Below are 17,503 nucleotides of genomic sequence, written 5' to 3' on the forward strand. Positions count from 1 at the left end.
CCGTCAATCACTCATCAAGCTGAACCTCAATATCACCCAAGTCAAACCGTTCTCCAGGTTGGACGGTGAATTCCTGGGTGATTTCAGGCTGCCCGTCGACTATCTCCACGTGTCGGTAAGGGGCGCCGGGAATCAGTGCGGGGAAAAACAGTTTCCCCTGCGCATTGGTGGTGGTTGTGGTCGGTGATTGATAATTCAAGCGGTCAATATTAGCGACGTATGCTTCGTCCGCTAATTTCTCTCCCCGTCGAATCGCCTGCAGATCATATTGAGGTTTGCCCGGCGTGACGACCAGTCGCAAGCTCCCCAGCATTTCATCGGCAATCGGCTTTCCCTGTTGATCCACGTATCTTGCGGTGGCAGAGCCACACGGCTGGAGCACGATCCGGGGAGCAGGGTTTTTCGTACTGATCAGCGCTGCTGCTCCCAGACGATGCTCGGGATCCAGAAAATAGACCGGGTATTCTTCCCCTTCGCGTAGCCCCTTCAGTTCGAATGTCCCGTCCTTCGCTTTGTCCGAATCACCACGCCACCAGTCGGGCGAAGTGGCTGAGACCTTCAAACGCGAAATCACCAGCGCATGCGGCACGGGTTTACCGGACGGATCGACCAGTGTGCCAGCGACCGTTGACCCGGGTTGCAAATCAATCTGCAAGGGCTCTAAGGCTTTTCCCATCACGGGATGGATCTGCTGAAACGCGTGCGCGTAAATCCGCGCGCCTCCGGGCTTTCTCTCGTGTAACTCTCGGGACCCCTGTTCCTGCAGAATGTATTTTCGATCGGCGGCATGTACGAGCAGGGTTCCCGGACCCGGTAAAACGGGAATCTGGAACTTGCCTGCTTTGTCTGTTTTCTGAATGCTCTGCCAGCCGGTAATGATGTCTTCCCGATCCCGCTTGTTATTGCCGCTCTCCGGGTAGTATTGGACCGCGGCCCCCTCTAACGGCTGGCCGGTCGTCGCGTCGCGGACCGTACCTTCTGCCAGCACAACCTTGTCGAGTTTGATCTCAATATTGTTTGCGGTTTCAGGAGTCCAGCGCAGGTCTTTCACTTCCCGGGTGAGATAGGGAGTCCCTTGCGGCGGATACGCGACAATCCCGAACCGGATTCCAGGACGGGGATTCAATCGAAAACGTCCCGCTTCGTCGGTCTTGCCTTCAATCGAAACCATCGAACCAAATGGTTCCTCCTGGCTGGCCCAAATTTTGATTCGCGTGTTAGCTGCCGGCTTCCCTGTATCACCCAGCAGAACACGACCTGAAAACCATTGTGCCGGTGCGAGAGGAATCGTCAACGTCTCTCCCGGCTTGATATTTCGGATAATGTCACGATACGTTCCGTCGTGTTTGCTGCGTTCTTCAGGTTGACCCGAATTGATGGTCACCCACTGCGGTGCGAATTGTTCCGAGCCGGGAATTTTCAGGGTGACTCCTCTTCGCAGATCAAACATGTTCAGCAGCAGCTTGCCCTGATCATCGGTTTTGCGGGGGCTGAAGGTCAGAATGGAATCAGGGCCCATCTTCATTAACTTCTGAGGGCGTTTGACTGGCTTATCTGCAGTCTGTAACGGTTGAATGGCGGCGCTGGGAGTCGCCGAGATTTTAATGTTGAGCAGTTCCATCTCCAGCGGTAAATTTTTCGCAGGCTGCCCTTCCGAATCGACAAAGTGAATGAGGGAATTGATAGGTACTGGAAGTTTCAGGTCGACCGTCAAAGAGTCACCCTGCCACTTTCTGGCCTGTGAGAAGATCCCAGAGAATTCTGTCCGAGCGAGGAGGCTCATCTGGCTGTACGCTTTCGTCACATCAGCAGGCAGCGAAAGTTCGTAATGACCTGCCTTGTCTGCCACCCCTTCTACCAGCTCTTTTCGATCAGGTTTTGTCTGATCCACTGGTTTCAACCCGATGACTTTTACGTGTGCCCCTGCGGCCGGTTTGCCTTTGTGGGTTGTAATAGTGCCACGAATGGTGATGCCTTTCACCACGGGTTCGGTCGGCTTTGATTCATTGGTTTGAGCGACCGCCGGTGCGAAAGTTCCCGCCGCGAGACCGGCTGCCATGCTGAGTGAGAGCACGACGAGAAACAGCAGTTTCTTTCTTGAGAGCCGGGTTGAGCGACTTCGCTTCCGATCGAGCAGGCCAGCTACCCGATGTTCGAGCTTCCAGCGCGAAGTGAACAGGCCGATTGCGCCGGGCTGAGGACGCTCGCTCTGAATCAGTTGGGCAAGGCTCAGTAAAGTCTGACTGTACGATGTCGCATCTGTTTCCGTCAGTACAAAGTTGTCACAGACTTCTTCACGCGCTTGCGCAAGCTGTCGGTTCAAGACCTTCACAATTAGATGAAACCAGAACAACGCCGACACCAGGTTTTGAATCAACAGGATCACCTGGTCGCGGCGGATGCTGTGCGCGATTTCGTGAATCAAAATATCCCGCAATGCCTCGGGAGTGATCTGATTTGCAAGCTGTATCGGAAAGACCACCCGCGGTCGCCACAGACCGGCGGAAACAGGCCCTGATACATGCGTTGATAAAACCAGTTCCGGTAACCGGTTTTGTGGAAACCTTTGTCCTGCCTGTGCGAATGCGTCAGCCAGACAGGCATTGGTATTGGGTTCCGCTGCACGCAATATCAACCCGAGTCGGCACCAGCCAATAACAGATCGGATCAACAGGAAACCGGTGACAGCCAGCCAGGTGAATAGCAGTCCCCGCATTGTGACGCGCAATGCATGGAGAGCCTCTGCTTCTTTTGTCGGGACAACACGTGAAACAAGCGTCAATTTTTTCGGTGCTCTGGCTAACTCCAGTAATGATCCGGAATGCAGGTCACGCTTCAACGTGCCCGGTTCAGTCGGATCAGGCAAAGCTGCCTGGGCAACCGGTAGTTGTTGTTTCCGGTTCCCGGCTGAGGAAATCAATGGTAATGACTCGACTGCGACGGGATAATACCTGACTTCTGAATCCAAACCGGAAGCCGGGGTTTCTGTATTCAACGAGAAGGTCAGCAGACTTTTTCCTGAAACCTGCATGACCAGGGTAATCACAGGAGTCAGTAATATCAGTATTAACGCCGCACACAGCAGACCATACCGAACCGCAGGGTTACGACGCAGGAACAGAGCCAGCAACAGTGTGGTCGCTGTCACAAACGTCACCTGCAGCAACACATTCACGCCGCCCATCAGGAGCAGGTCACCGGGTTTCCAGAAATCAAATGTGATCATGGGGATTGCCTCCGTTTTTTGGCCTTTTGACTCTGATCGGTTTCCGCTGCTTCAATCATGGCACGAATGCGTTCTGCTTCGTCGGCAGACAGGCCCCGGTACTCTAATAGCGCAGTCACCATTTCCTCCGGGGAACCGGCAAACAGACGATCCACCATCTGCGAGACTTTGGCACCCAGTGAGAGCGTACGGGGTCGGTTTGCGGAATAGACGAACGTCCGCCCCTGTTCGCGGTGTTTGAGCCAACCCTTTTCTTCCAGTCGCACGAGCATGGTCTGCACGGTATTGCGGGCCAGTGGACGATGGGCTGACAACGCTTCCCGCATTTCACTCACCGTCACTTCTTCGCGCTGCCACACGACTTCCATGATCTCGCGCTGGATTTCCGTCAGCGGACTGGTATCTGCTTTTGCCATTTCAAACTCCTGGTCAAACATGCCTACGCTGTGTAGGTAAATGTTACCTACGCACTGTAGGCGTGTCAACAGGAAATTTTCAGATCAGCAGATCAGCCAGCGTTCTTTTTGCTGAACGGCCACCTTACAGACCGCTGCCTGATCAGATCAAAGACGGCTGCCCTGAACGCTTCTGAAGAAAAACAGCCTGGGTTCTTATTCTGTTTTCTTGAGGACGAAGACTAACTCTCGCACCTCAGCTTCTTTCAATGTGACAGTCTGTGGCTGTGTTGAGAAGCCTTGTTTCTCGATGGAAATGGTGATTTCCTGATCTGGCAGTAATTGGAGGGACCTCCGCCGCCCGTCTGTTTGATTGAGAAAATTAACATCTCCCGTCTCGTCGGAGAAGTGAAATGGATCTTTCTCAGGCGGCTTCACATGGTACTTGCTCTTTACGATGAACTGAGACAGTTGGTGACTGTTTTCATTCACGACTTTCAAAAACAAATCGGGAGCCGCATAACGCACGACTTCCAGTGTGGAAAAGTCTTTTTCAAGAGTACCGAGAACGATCTTACCACATTTCAGCGGGGCACCAGGTTTCAATCGCCAACGACAAGCACTACCTTGACCGAAATGCAAATTAAACTCTGTTTTCACAATACCGCGAGGTACTTTGAATTCAAACCAGCCGTCATTCCCAGGAGCTGTACTTTTTGTCCAGACTAACAGGTCGTTCGCAGTGTTATCGTGTGGATACCACCCCGTCAGATACTGTGGGTAGCTGGCTTGTGGATTGCCCTGACTGTCAAATAGACGGCCACGAATTTTTATTTCCGGGACTGCCCGAATCTCGATGGGCTCGTTGGTTTCATCCTCTTGAATCGTGATTTCGAAAGGGACAAAGACATCATCCACTTTGAACTGTTCGCGACCGGGCCCCTTATATCTATAATAAACACGATCGTCCACACTCACATTATACCTGCCAGACGGAAGCGGCGTCAGTTGGAATCGCCCGTCTGCATCGGTCACCGTACCGGTTCCAGTGTGGTCCGAAACTGATAAAGATTCAAGGTAGCCATCATAATTATTTAGATGTGCTTTGCGGTATAGATTGACTGCTACATTAGGCACCGCTTTCCCTTCTCTATCCAGCACTTGTCCCGTCATACGCGTGCCTTTCTGCAGTTGCAGTGGTCCGATATCTCCATGCAGCCCGTTATTCAAATAAGCCGTTAGAGGGCTGAAGTGTTCGGGTAAAACCCATACGACACCTTCTCCGGGTCTTGCCACCACGACTTCGAAACGACCATTTTCATCCGTCTTGGAATCGAGAAAAGAATGATAACCCGAGTCTTTTTGGGTCGGCTTGGAAAACACGAGAACCCGAATATTGGCAGCGGGTGTGCCATCTGGCTGCAGGACCACGGCTGAAACTGTTTTTCCAGGGAATAGTTTAATGCTCGAAAAGAATGGCAGATTTCCGTTTTTCAGGTTCTTGAGAATCCAGGCATGCGAATTACTTTTACGCCGGAATTCATATTGAGGATGTTGAATCTCAAAGTTCAGATAGAGCTGGCTCTCCGCGACTTCTTCCGCTGACAGTGTAAAGCGATAATTCCCCTGTTCGTCGGTTTTGTGCGTTGTGGTTCGGAGTGTGGTCCGTTGATCTGCCTGGGGATCACTGTTGAGTTGACGCTTGATTTTGACGGTCGCACCAGAAATTGGTTGGCCGGTTTTCTGATCAACGACTTTGCCGTTGTAAGTAATGGGCCGGGGAAGTTGCTTTGGAATTTCGTCCTTTGGCTTCTCATCGAGACCAGTGGCCGCGGGCGGTTTTTCTGTCTGCGATGTCGTTTTCTGTTCCGAAGCTGTCACCTGATCATCAAGCGGCGCAGCACTCAACCGCAGGGCACTCAATCCACCCACGACAAGTAAAGCGCTGACAATGATGGCAAACGCCGAGATGCGATTCTCACGCTGGAGAAGGGGCCGTGCCGATTTCACCAGCATGTTAACCCGCTGCCGGAGCTGGGAACGGCGGTCGCGGATACCCAGGGTTCCCGCCAGGTTCAGTTGGCTTCGATCACGTGCCAGCGATACGAGAAACGACGCATAGTCTTCCGTCGATTCCCCCTGTTGAGCCGCAAATGCGTCAGCGAGAAAATCCTGGCTGAGTGTCAACTGCCGCCGCAGCCACCAATAAGCGGGTTGGTAGAAACAAAGGAACTTCACCAGATTCGCCAGCAGCAGCGTGCTAAAATCACGTCGTAACACGTGAGACCATTCATGTGCCAGGCACCAGCGCAATTGCGCTGAGTTCGCCTCACTCACGAGCAGCTCGGCAGGGATCACAATGGTCGGTCGCCATAACCCCCACATGCAGGGACTCCGCACCTGTTGACTGACCAGCAGGCGTGTGTTTTGAGTACGAGAACCAGCGATCGACGTCAACAATTCGCAAAGGTCAGCAGGAGCCGGTTGCGCAGATTGAGCGATGCGAATTCGTCGGACGAGTCCCACGACGGTTCGAACAAACAGAAAACCTACGATTGCCAGATAGGCAATCTGTAATGCGCGAAAAATGATCGTAGTTAAAACACCGCTATTAGTGGACCGCGGTGCTACCTGTGCAGCAGGCATAGAAGTTTCTCGCGGAACTGTGGCTGCGTTCTGGTTCGTCATCGAATCGATGGGAAACGGTGGTTCCTGCCTCGCAACTTCATTATTATGTGAAGGTCTCAGGACGGCCTGCTCAGATCCGGGAGATCGACGTTGATCAACCAATGCCTTTACATTGCCGCCGGCCTCTTGCCATAAGTTCAACGAATATTTGGGAACGACATTCATTTGTTGCAGCAGCGGCACCAGCAGGCAGGCCATGAAAGTCCAGTGAATGATGCGAATACGATAGACGGGTTCGCGACAGAGCCAGACGGCCAGACCGCCCAGGAAAAGTATGATCGCGCCGAAAACAGTCACATTCAGGAGCCACGAGCCAATTTCGTTGAGCCACCACATATCACTTTTTCCCCTTGCGCGTACGTGACTTTTTTTGACGTGCTTCCGCAATCAGCGACTCAAGCTCACTTAAGTCTTTGTCGCTGAGTTTCTCTGAGTTCAGCATATTTAAGACGAGTTCATTCACTGCGCCATCATAAACTTTATGCAGAAATCGTGATGAGACATCTTCGCGCGTGCGCAACGGTCGATATAGAAAAGACCGACCTTCACGACGATGCGTGACAAGACCTTTGTCATCCATGATACGCAACTGCGTTTGAATCGTATTGAAATGCAATCCCGATGACGGCTCAAGACGTGCATGCACATCACGCACCGAACCTTCTTCAATGGACCAGAGCACTTTCAGAATTTCCATTTCACGTTCTGTGGGGGCAGTGTCCATTGAGAATCTCTTCTACCAGTCAACTGTCTGGTAATCTCGGTCGGGTTAATATGGTAACGGGAAAGAAATACCTAATAAATTAGTTATATAAAACCTGTGGCGGACTGTCAATAATATACCTAAATAATTCGGTGAACGGGTTTCGTCGGGCTTAATTCTGAAAAGAATGAAATCAGTCCGTTTTATGACGAACGTTTTGGCAGAGGGGGAAGTAAATAGAGAGCCTGTCCCGGTCGGCACGCAGCATTGGTGCAACTGTATAATGCAAACTATCGAAAGACCAACGTAAAGGAGAACAGAGATGGTGGCTCCTACTTTACTGGCTAACTCTTTGCGAAAAAAGTGCTTAACGGTCGTCGCGGGCATGCTGAGTTTCGCCGGTTCAATCACAATGCTGTCGTGCCGAGACACATTCGCAGAACCTCCCGATGTGAAAACGATGATTCGAGAATGGGAGACGGCAGCGAATTCGGTGCGATCACTCCACATCCAACTGCAAGGCGTGAATGCCCAGCGTGCCTTCGAACTGGCGGGTAAGGTTCCAGGGCCGGGCGACCAGCAAATGATCGAGATGCCGCGCGAGATGGAGTATTGGTTGCACGCCGATGACAATCAGGAACGATATCATAAAAACTATATCGGCCCCTCTTCCAACGGTTTGATCCCCTTGGAGTTCACGGTCGTGAATACCAAACGGGAACAGCGGGAACTCGATCCTGGTGGGGTCGGGTTGAATCCGTACGACGAACTCAAAATCAATGCGCCAGCGGGGGTAAGAGATTATGAGATCAATGCACTGCGAATACTTCTCAACCGAACCGCTTCCGGTCAACCATACTTTTCACAAAACAAGTTTGCACTTCTGAAAGAGACAATAGAAGAAATCAACGGCATCAGACATCGGGCGCTCGAATGTCCTGGGGAACGCGGGATACGAATCTGGTTCCAGGCAGCCGCGCCGTTTCGCATTTCACGTATCGAACTCGGGCTCCGCGACCGCAATCGCTTTGGACATACTGAGTACCGCTATGAATATCAAGATCCCCATCCACAGGAAGACGTTCCTGATTTCCCCATACTGAAGGCAGTTGAGATCAGCGGCTATGATCCCTCTGGTGAACTTCGGCAACATCTGCGATCGACGGTTACGGAGTGGAATGTAAATCCGCAACTCAGCGATGAGCTGTTCCAAATCGAACCCGACACGGGCGCAATCATTACTGATTACACCACAACTCCTGAAACAAGCTATATCCGACTGGCCGACGGCACGCACCGACGGCTGGAGCGACACGAGTTACGCCGTTCGGAATTTCTACAACTGTCAGCGGAAGTGAAACGAAGCCCGATGAATGCAGAAGAGCCCGCCGTCAAAGAAAAAATCCTGACAGCAGTGAAACCATCTTACTGGATACACATCGTCGGGATCATTTTAATGGTGAGCCTGTTGCTGTGTGTGTTTCTCTTCTGGCGTCATCGCGCTAATCGATAAGACGGAAAATCGGCCGATAGTAAGGAGACGCGTGTAACCAGCCAAAATTCGCATGCAGCAGTTCTGTGTTCATGATGCTCACGCGCCACTCTCTTTAATGCGATAGTCGCCGGCGTCTGTTTCTTCAATGCCCAGAAAGCTGGCATACGTGGCTTCGTCGAATTCGTCATGCGCTTCAAAATAACCGGTGTGAACTGGTAACGCGGCAATGTCGGCGCGCAGAACTTTGTGTGTTTCGAAGATCGCTTGGAACAGCCAGTTCATCACCCGGCTGTTTAAGAGCTGTCCAAGCTGTCGGACGGAAATGGGAAAATTCGGATCGGGCACCAGCATATTCACACTGTTCAGAAAATAAGACTGCGCCCTGTCATGATGAAACACCAGACGGGACGAAATAAAGCGGTAGATCAGTTTTTCCGGAGCATTAAACAGTTCCTGTGGAGCCACCTGGTGATAAAGCGAAAAATCAGCGGGGAGGAACAGCGAAGGCTCCTGCAGTGCCCCCGGTTGCAGATCGGCCCCTTTATAAACGGGCAGATAACCGGGTTGAGGCGAGGAGACGCAATATTTTTTATTATTACCAGTGACGATCCCCAGGCCGAAACGCGCGTGGTCGACCAGTTTCAAATGTTCCTGTGCATATAAATGCGCGATCACTGCTGCCGCCTCAGGCGAACAGGAGAAATTTAGAATCGATTTCGGATTCTGTTGAAATGAGGCAGACGTTCGCACCGCCGTTTCCGTCAACCCTTCACAAATGATGGGGACATGCGGATTCGTCTGGTTCTGCAGTACGATCCCTTTGGCCTTTGTGATCAGACTGGGAAACGGTTTGCCAAAGTCCATGAGCGCTTTGATATCTCGAGAGAGCGCCCGACAACGTGCCGCGGCAAACGTGGCAACGTTAAAGAACGCGTCCGGCAACAAAAAACCCAGGTAACCGGTTGGCTGTAATCGTGACAGTGCTGCAAAGAAAAACAGCGAACTGGTATCACTGCTGCTGCCCGCAGAAAACTGGACCGCATAAGCCTGTTTTTGTAATTTACTGAGCTTCTTCCCCCAGGGAGGGTTCGTAAAAATCACATCAAACCGACACGACTTGGGCTGCAGACTTGCCTCCAGAAAGTCAGCACATTGAATATGTGGCGAATCATAGCCTGTCCGTTCCAGTAGACGGCGTCTGGTAATCGCGACTGCCACCGGATCAATGTCAAAACCGAAAATATTCTCGGGCGAAAAACCCTGGTCGACCGCCGCCAGAATAAAATTCCCCGAGCCACAACAGGGATCACAGAAACTCAACCCCGCGCGTTCCGCAGGCAGGTGCGCAAAGAATCGCTCCGTAATCCACTCAGGTGTGTAATAGATGCCTTCCTGATTACGATACGTGTTCGACAGGGAATCCTGATACTGATCGCCAATCAGGGCACTGTCAAATTCCGCTTTCGTTAGCAGTCGTCGAATTCGGCTGGAAACGGCACCGTGATCGTGACTGTCTTTTTGTGACTTATTGGCGCGCGTCACCAGCTTCTCCTGACCGGCAACGTGTTCCTCGAACTCATCGAACGATTCGCGGGTGATACTGCCTCGCTCAGTCGAGATCAGATAACCGGCCTTGATCCAGTTTCGCACCGAGGCCGTCGATACCCCCAGAGAATCCGCAGCTTCTGCAATTGTCAGGGAAAGTACAGCAAGATCATCCAGCGGCACATTGAGCCTCATTCTTCAAGAGAGCCATCATGGCTCGTTCAATAAATCAGCATTGATTTTAGCGAAAGCTGGAAGATATGAAAATATGGATTGGGATTATGATTGATTGCCTTTTAGAAGAAACTGACCATGAGTAGCCAATAATTGTTTCTTATAGTCCAGCGTAGTGGTACTTTCGATTCGCCGCATCGCAGTCATAAATCGTTTCGGAGGCAGGTAGTGATGCTGATTAATGTAATGCAGAATCAATTCCGGTGCGACCAGAATAGCACCCTGATCCAGAATGAATAGATTCTTATAACCCGAGACGCCATCAAACTGACACAAGTTACATTGATGAGATCCCATGATAAGTAACGGTTGAAAGGCGGTTTCAATCAGTGTTTCCAGATGTCGATAATCTTCTTCTGTCACGGACCCTGAAGAATATTCCTGTGTGCCATCCAGCCAGCCCACCGCTAACAGATGACCCTGATGGTCGAATCCGAAGTAATCACAGGGAGTTAAATCAGGGTAACAGGACATAGGTCTTTTCTTTGATTAATAACTCAGTCGAAAGGAACCGGTCTGGGTAACTCTTTTCGATATTCATCCCGATACAGGCCGATCTCATCGAAGGGAATTGCCTGGAAAGAGGCTTTCGCTTTCAGCAGACTCGGGTCCTGTTGCAATGTCAGCCGTCCGTTGGTTCCCACAGTTAAACCCAGCGGGATTGGTTTGCCTTGGGTACCACTCAAATTGGTGAAGCCTTTCAGATCCTTTGTCATCGCAATTCCTTTTTCTGCACCCGTCGTATTCACGGCGAGATTGTGTTCGATCTCAAACTTGTCGAGCAGCTTCTTCACATTGCCATCCATGTGACAGACCTCTTTGCTGCAGTCTACAAACACGTTCCCTCGGATCGGGTTATACAGGGGCTCCCGCGGCGAGTCGGCCATGATCTTCGCCAGATGCGGATACTGTGTGCTCCACGGGGGATGCTTGTAGTTCATTGCTTCGGCCTTCTCTTCCAGGTTCCAGCCTGACGATTTGGGATCATTCCACTGTTTCCAGGTCATGCCCCGCGAATCGACGTGCAGTCCGATCGGACAGTCAATCACCAGGTTATTCAGAATCGGGTTATCGCGGCCGCCCCCGATCATGATCGCTCGCCCCGTGCGATAGAAGACGTTCCCTTCGATCGTGTCACCGCTGTCGCAGTCATCCAGGTAGACACCCATCGTATTCACATGCTCTGCATCGCCGCCTCCGAGGTTGTGGATGAAATTGTGCCGCAGGATGTTTCCCTGGCTGGTCCAGTCGCGACCGGTGTAGAACGCGCCCGAATCACCGGTCTCCATCACCACGCGGTAGATTTCATTACGCTCAAACAGATTCTCATTCCCGCCATACAGAATCGCATTATGCGGGGCGTCATGAATGCAATTGTTCTGCACAATCTGTCCGCAGCCATGCGCGTAAATACCCGGTGCATACGTCCGCTGAAACAGACCATAGTCGTGAATATGATTATTGATGGCCCGGTTTTCCGCCCGCTGCAGTTGTTTCCGATCGCCTCCATTCAGCGTGATGCCCCGCGTTCCCAGGTGGTACAGATCACAACTGCGAATCGTATTCTGCGTGCCCGAAACCGAGATGCCGCCGCTCGCCAGGTTCGCGACCACGCAGCCTGCCAGTTCAACACTCTCGGCATTTTTGAGCGAGACCCCTTCGGAATGACCATATTCGAAATTCAGATTTTCGAAGCGCATGTGTTTAGAGCCCCGCACCTGCATCAAAGGCTGTGTTAACGTCGCCAACACAATCTCAGCGTAGTCCAGCTTTCCCTGGGGCACAGATACAACTGCTTCTGCGCACGATCCAGGTACCATTCCCCCGGTGCATCGAGTTCTTCCAGCACGTTCAGCGCAAAGAAGCGGCGTGCTTTCGCCCCCCAGGTGCCCCCCATGATGCCGTAACTATGCGGAGCCGCCAGCCTGATAACTTTCTGCTGCGGATCGTAGTCGGCGATGCGAATGACTTCGTCACTCCAGTCGTGCGTCCAGTAACCCAGCAGCCACACACCCTGATCCAGCTTCCAGCGGGCAGGTCGCGGATCATCAAACACAAACGCACCGGGATGCGACTTCTGCTTCGCCGGATCTTTCGCTTTCGGGTCGGCCAATCCTTTGTCAATGACTTTAGTAAACGAGGCCCAGCCCTCATCTGCAGCGTCTGCGTTCGGCCAGCGCGCCAGTGTCATTGGTCGATGATTCACATACAGCCACGGCCCGACAGGCACGCCCCGATAAGAGGCTTTGAACTCCGCAAACGGTTCCTTGCTCACCGTCGACAGATCACAGACCAGGACTTTCCCGCGGACTTCTTCAGGCAGCCGTTTCAGGATTGCCGTATCCGTGACCGGCTGAAACGCGCCGGCATCCAGAGTTTGACCTCCCTGGATTCGCACACTCCCCGGCTGCGTCGCCCGGTAAACCACCGGGTTCCCTTTGCTGCCCCCATCGTTTTTATCAAATATCAGCGAACTGCGAACCGGATACACGCCCGGTTCAATGTCCACCGTCACCCGCTCTTCCGGTTTCAACTGCCCGTTTTGACGCGCTTTGCGAATCTGATCCCGCGCGTCCAGAATCGACGAAAAGGGTTTCGCTTTGCTGCCGTTCCCATCAGTCGCATTGGCTTTGACATACAGATTCAAATCTGCGTTCACGGAACTTGTAAGACTGACAGCGAGGATACAGGTTAAGACAGTGAGGAAAAACTTCATATTAGCTACTCTATCGGAGGGTGATTATGTTGGCAGGAATGCAGCAAAAGATCGTTGTGCATCTACTACTCGACTATATGAGGCAGACCGGGAGACGTCAAACGACAGCACTTGAACCAGGCAGACTGAATACTTAGTTGCAGTCGATACCAATCAGGGCAATCATCACGGCCGACTTCTTTCACACATTTCAACTCGCCTGTTGACACGCTGGTTCTGTCTGGTAGGATTTTCTTAACTTCCTTTAGTTGTGGATTCAGGAATGCCTCTGTCTTTGAGCGTGAACTGCTTCAGAGATGACTCCTGCCTGAGACGTCCTGCCAGCAAAAGATACTTTAACAAGGAACCCACCTGATGAGAATCTCCCGCGTCTGTCATTTGTTGCTCTGTTGTCTGTCTCTTGTTCTTACATTGGAAATCAGCAACCCATCCCACGCTGCCGATGCACCGAAGCAGGGGACCGCGAAACAGATTGATCTGGGCGGCGATGTTTCTCTGGAAGTCCTGTATATTCCGCCGGGCAAATTCATGATGGGTAGTACACCTGAAGAGAAAGCCTGGGCGACCGGCATTGAAGGGGGTGCGACGCCGGGCACCGTCCGCGAATCGTATGAAGGCGAACAGCCGCGACCGATGCAGGTCAAAGACGGTTTCTGGATGGGCCGTACCGAAGTCAGCGTGGGACAGTTCAAACGCTTCATCGAAGAGAGTGGCTACGTCACCGACGCCGAGAAACCGGGCGGCGAGACACAGGTCTTCGATCCCGAATGGAAGATCACCGCCAAAGCACCCCCGCATCCCTGGATCTCGATGAAAGGCAAGAGCTGGCGCGATCCGAATTTCGGTTTCCCGCTGCGGAACTCGTATCCCGTGGTCTGTGTCAGCTGGAATGATGGCCGCGCCTTCTGTAAATGGCTGACAGAACGCGAACGCAAAGCCGGTCGGCTGCCTGAAGGACTGGAATACCGTCTGCCCACCGAAGCCGAATGGGCCTACGCCTGTCGGGGCGGCAGCAAAGAGAGCCACTACTTCTGGTGGGGCAACGATCTGCGCGACGGCGAAGGCCGCCTGAATATTTCCGCCGTCGACTTTCTGCCCGGCCGCAACAAAATCTGGCCACTGGCGAATGCGCCCTGGAGTGATGGCTTTGCCTTCGTCTCCCCCGTCGATCAGTACGGCGAAAAGGGCCGCAACGGTTTCGGACTGGCCGACATGTGTGGCGGCGTCTGGGAAATTGTCCTCGACGATTTCGATCCCAAAGGGGGCCACGAAGAACTGTATGTCGTCGAACAGAACCCGCGCCCCGTCTGTCGCGGCGGCAATTACTTCGACGTCCCCGGCAACGCCCGCTGTGCCGTTCGCTTAGGCCTGCAGGGACCCGGCTACTCTGATTCCCGCGACGGCTTTCGCATCTGCCTGGGCGTGCCCCGCAGGTGAGAACTGAAATGGCTTCACTTTATCATTTTACACATTGATATCAGGGAGAGATGATAAAGTGAGGCATGGGATTCATCTCGCCACCTCCCGCAATTCCAGTTCATCGGCTGCCAGATCCAGCACCGCGACCGTGAACACCTTCGCCCGGAACAGTGCCCCCGGATTGATGCGGCGGGTACTGCCCACATGAAAATCGTGACTCTGATGCGAATGACCGGTCAGCAGGTAGTCCGGCTCTGCCTCCAGCAGCGGCTTCAGATCGCGGGTAATGTGGCCATGCACAACCGCAATCCGTTTCCCCGCCAGCGTCACTTCACCGCCCCAGCCCAGGCAGTGCGCACCATGCTGTTTCGCCGCCTGTTCTAAAATTTGCACCATGTCGGCATCGTGATTCCCCCACGTAAAATAAAAGGGCAACACCGCGCAGGTCGCAACGATTTCTTCACTCGCCAGATCACCACAGTGAAACAGTGCCTCCACGCCCGCCTCACGCAACAGCGCCACGGCCCGCTCGGTCCGTTCCAGGTGATTGTGTGAGTCTGACAGAATCCCGATTCGCACAGTTTCTCCCAATTCTAGAGGAATGCCCTGATTTTCATTCTATGTGCGTGGCTTCAGAAAACAATCTGCTCTGCTCATCTTCCGCTGTTCCCATGCAGACCACCGTCTGTGACACCAACTGCCGGAATCGAGATGGTTTTGAAATATTACCTTAAAATGCTGATTGTAAGTAAAATAAACTTTACATGTAGTAATGCAAGCATTACATTGTATGTGTGGTCAGTGAATGTAAAAGATCTTTTTTCAAAGGAGGCTTTACGATGTCCGCGACGCAAAAACATGCCTGGTTCAATATCGCAGTCATTGGGGGAACTTTGTTATTGGTTGCCTGCCTGTATCCATTTCTGGGCTGGTCAGCAAATGGGGCACTGGGACTGGCGGGGTTGCTTGGTTTGGGTCCTGTATTCTATCGCAAGAGCGCCAGCGAAGTGGTCATGGATGAGCGGGATATCCTGATCCAGCGACGTGCCACGCTACTTGGTTATACCGCGTTCTGGCTCGTATTTGTTCTGGTCGCCGCTCTACTCTCCCCTCTCGTCTATGGGCAGGAGGGAAACATTCCCGTCATCGTCGTACAGTTGAGCGTCTTCTATGCGATGGTGCTATTTGTGGGAGTGTCCTCCCTGGCAACTTTGATTCAGAACGCGCGAGGATAACAGATGGCCGCCCGAGAACGAGCCGAGCTTACCAATCAGATCCGTCGCTTTCGCTTCGAACACGACGAGATGACACAACAGATGCTGGCAAGTCATGTCGGCGTCACCCGGCAGACGATCATCGCACTCGAATCGGGAAAGTACTCGCCTTCGCTGGCATTGGCATTGCGCATCGCCAGAACATTTGATGTCCCCGTCGAAGAAATTTTTCAACTGACTGACGATTCGTAACAGCCAGCCCCTCATTCATTGCGAAACCGCAGCGAATACAGGTCGGCGTCTTTCAGTACAAAACGGACCCGCACCGGTTTCCCCGCCAGTTGGCTCAGGTCGCTGTTGCCTTTCCAGGTCGCCGTGTGTGCCAGCTCGTCGCCGTAGAATTCTTCGCTCTCTTTCAATGTGAAGCCGGGAATCGGCGTTCCACTTTCATCCAGCAGTTCGTACTGCACGCTGCCTGCTGCAGAAGTCGCGAGGTTGAGTTCCAGTTCGACCGGCGTATCCCCTTGGGACTTGTCGAAGGTAATCAGTCGCGTTGTCACCTCGCCGCCGGTATAGGGGGCGTTGATCGAAACAAAACCGTCCTGTCTGAGCGTGAATCGTCTTAAGCGACAGGGGCCGACATAGTAGTTTTCAATCGCATACAGCGACAGTTCGGGTACCTGGCCGGGCAGCGGGCTTGGTGTCGTGGTGATGCCCCAGGCGATGTGATTGTTTCGCTGCCACCAGCGTTCGCGGTTCTGTCCCGGTCGCAGGAAGGCTTCGTCCCAGCGTTTCCAGGTGTTCCCGTCGCGGCTCGTCATCAATACGCCATCACTGACGCCGGGATGATTATTTTTCGGGTTCGGATGCCAGGCCGCTTTTCGACTGGGAACGAAGCGTTTGGGAAACGCCAGAAACAGATGCGGGGCCCGCGGGTAGGCAATCGTCGCATTCGTATAAAGATGTTGTGCGGGCGAGTCTTTAATGTCGATAAACTTCGGTGCGGTCCACTTGAGAAAATCATCCGAAGTACACGTCATAATGGCCCGTACTTTGTTCGTGAAACCCCGATGAAAATCGACATAGCGGCCGCGATGTTCGTCCCAGAATGCCAGGTTCTGCGAATCGAAGGCCCCCTTGGTGATCACCGGTTTGTCCTGCATCAACTGCCAGTGGATGCCGTCAGGTGAGGCAAACGCGAACAGGCCACCTTTGCCGCTCCCCAGCGCCTTGAACTTTTCGTCCGGTTTGCAGGCTGGATTGCTGTCCAGGAACGGCGAAAAATTATGCGCTCCGGTTCCCATCCAGACAATGTTATTCTGTTTCGAGCCCTTGAATTCAAACAGCCCGAGATCGGGTTTGGTCCAGTGGATCGCATCATCACTCTCGGCGTAGCAGACCACCTGATGCGTGGTCTTGCTCTTCTCCCAGTCATAATGGGCACCGCGATAGTACATGCGATACGTGTCGCCATCTTTCAGGATCCGCACGTAATAGCTGATATTGCCTTCCGCGGGCCCGTCATAAGTGATCGCGATTTCCTGGGGTGTGGGGTGATGCAGTTCCTGCCGGGCGTTGTTCAGACTGTGAATCATCCAGTCATCCACAAACAGCTCCCGCCGCGCCCCGATATGCTCTGGTTCTTCCGCAGCCACCGGCACAGCAGACCACAGCAACAGACAGCACAAGACCAGGGACCACAACCTCAAGCAACTTCGCATCACAGACTCCCCAGAAAAAACAGACGGCCGGAAACAACGCTTCCGTGATGAAACGGTTGCTACCAGTCTGACAGAGCCGGGGTTGGTTTTCAAATGGAATATTCAGGGGCTGTTGATTCTGACTGTTCACATAGAGCTGAATCCGCA

Annotated in this window: 14 protein-coding genes; 4 read left to right on the plus strand and 10 right to left on the minus strand. The window is 52.9% G+C overall.

Features of this window, described 5'->3' with window-relative positions:
• Positions 1–7: 7 nt before the first annotated feature.
• The 4 genes from ACN0YH_RS12635 to ACN0YH_RS12650 form a co-directional block, all read right to left on the minus strand.
• Positions 8–3,226 carry a M56 family metallopeptidase gene (locus ACN0YH_RS12635; RefSeq protein WP_417379924.1) on the minus strand — a complete coding sequence of 1,073 codons (3,219 nt, stop codon included), beginning with the start codon at positions 3,224–3,226 and terminating at the stop codon, positions 8–10.
• Complete coding sequence (locus tag ACN0YH_RS12640) at positions 3,223–3,642, minus strand: BlaI/MecI/CopY family transcriptional regulator (RefSeq protein ID WP_417379925.1); 420 nt, start codon at positions 3,640–3,642, stop codon at positions 3,223–3,225. Before ACN0YH_RS12640 ends, ACN0YH_RS12635 begins: the two co-directional genes overlap by 4 nt.
• Positions 3,643–3,837: 195 nt before the next feature.
• Positions 3,838–6,645: a carboxypeptidase regulatory-like domain-containing protein gene (locus ACN0YH_RS12645; protein ID WP_417379926.1), complete on the minus strand. Its 2,808-nt coding sequence runs from the start codon at positions 6,643–6,645 to the stop codon at positions 3,838–3,840.
• A 1-nt stretch (position 6,646) separates the two neighbouring features.
• A complete protein-coding gene (locus tag ACN0YH_RS12650; RefSeq protein WP_417379927.1) occupies positions 6,647–7,033 on the minus strand; it encodes a BlaI/MecI/CopY family transcriptional regulator in 387 nt (128 codons plus the stop codon).
• A gap of 301 nt (positions 7,034–7,334) precedes the next feature.
• Here ACN0YH_RS12650 and ACN0YH_RS12655 point away from each other — a divergent pair, with 301 nt between their 5' ends.
• On the plus strand, positions 7,335–8,525 hold the full coding sequence (locus ACN0YH_RS12655; RefSeq protein ID WP_417379928.1) for a hypothetical protein: 1,191 nt from the start codon (positions 7,335–7,337) through the stop codon (positions 8,523–8,525).
• A gap of 78 nt (positions 8,526–8,603) precedes the next feature.
• Here the strand turns inward: ACN0YH_RS12655 and ACN0YH_RS12660 are convergent, their stop codons facing one another.
• The 4 genes from ACN0YH_RS12660 to ACN0YH_RS12675 form a co-directional block, all read right to left on the minus strand.
• On the minus strand, positions 8,604–10,247 hold the full coding sequence (locus tag ACN0YH_RS12660) for a TaqI-like C-terminal specificity domain-containing protein (RefSeq protein ID WP_417379929.1): 1,644 nt from the start codon (positions 10,245–10,247) through the stop codon (positions 8,604–8,606).
• Between the two features lie 84 nt (positions 10,248–10,331).
• Complete coding sequence (locus ACN0YH_RS12665; RefSeq protein WP_417379930.1) at positions 10,332–10,760, minus strand: hypothetical protein; 429 nt, start codon at positions 10,758–10,760, stop codon at positions 10,332–10,334.
• Between the two features lie 23 nt (positions 10,761–10,783).
• Entirely contained in the window at positions 10,784–12,070 is a 1,287-nt protein-coding gene (locus tag ACN0YH_RS12670) for a right-handed parallel beta-helix repeat-containing protein (protein WP_417379931.1), read from the minus strand.
• On the minus strand, positions 12,022–13,002 hold the full coding sequence (locus ACN0YH_RS12675; RefSeq protein ID WP_417379932.1) for a hypothetical protein: 981 nt from the start codon (positions 13,000–13,002) through the stop codon (positions 12,022–12,024). Before ACN0YH_RS12675 ends, ACN0YH_RS12670 begins: the two co-directional genes overlap by 49 nt.
• A gap of 354 nt (positions 13,003–13,356) precedes the next feature.
• On the opposite strand from ACN0YH_RS12675, the gene ACN0YH_RS12680 reads away from it, so the two are divergent.
• Positions 13,357–14,439, plus strand: a complete 1,083-nt coding sequence (locus ACN0YH_RS12680; protein ID WP_417379933.1) for a formylglycine-generating enzyme family protein — start codon at positions 13,357–13,359, stop codon at positions 14,437–14,439.
• A 72-nt stretch (positions 14,440–14,511) separates the two neighbouring features.
• On the opposite strand, the gene ACN0YH_RS12685 is transcribed toward ACN0YH_RS12680, so the two are convergent.
• Positions 14,512–15,000, minus strand: a complete 489-nt coding sequence (locus ACN0YH_RS12685; RefSeq protein ID WP_417379934.1) for a metallophosphoesterase family protein — start codon at positions 14,998–15,000, stop codon at positions 14,512–14,514.
• Positions 15,001–15,260: 260 nt separating this feature from the next.
• Between ACN0YH_RS12685 and ACN0YH_RS12690 the strand changes: the two genes are divergently transcribed.
• Positions 15,261–15,656 (plus strand): hypothetical protein, encoded by a 396-nt coding sequence (locus ACN0YH_RS12690; RefSeq protein WP_145223609.1) that lies wholly within the window; start codon positions 15,261–15,263, stop codon positions 15,654–15,656.
• A gap of 3 nt (positions 15,657–15,659) precedes the next feature.
• On the plus strand, positions 15,660–15,887 hold the full coding sequence (locus ACN0YH_RS12695; RefSeq protein WP_417379935.1) for a helix-turn-helix transcriptional regulator: 228 nt from the start codon (positions 15,660–15,662) through the stop codon (positions 15,885–15,887).
• Between the two features lie 11 nt (positions 15,888–15,898).
• Here ACN0YH_RS12695 and ACN0YH_RS12700 read toward each other — a convergent pair whose 3' ends face one another.
• Entirely contained in the window at positions 15,899–17,356 is a 1,458-nt protein-coding gene (locus ACN0YH_RS12700) for a hypothetical protein (RefSeq protein WP_417379936.1), read from the minus strand.
• Between the last annotated feature and the right edge of the window lie 147 nt (positions 17,357–17,503).

The organism is Gimesia sp. (genome assembly GCF_048262075.1).
Classification (GTDB): Bacteria; Planctomycetota; Planctomycetia; order Planctomycetales; family Planctomycetaceae; genus Gimesia.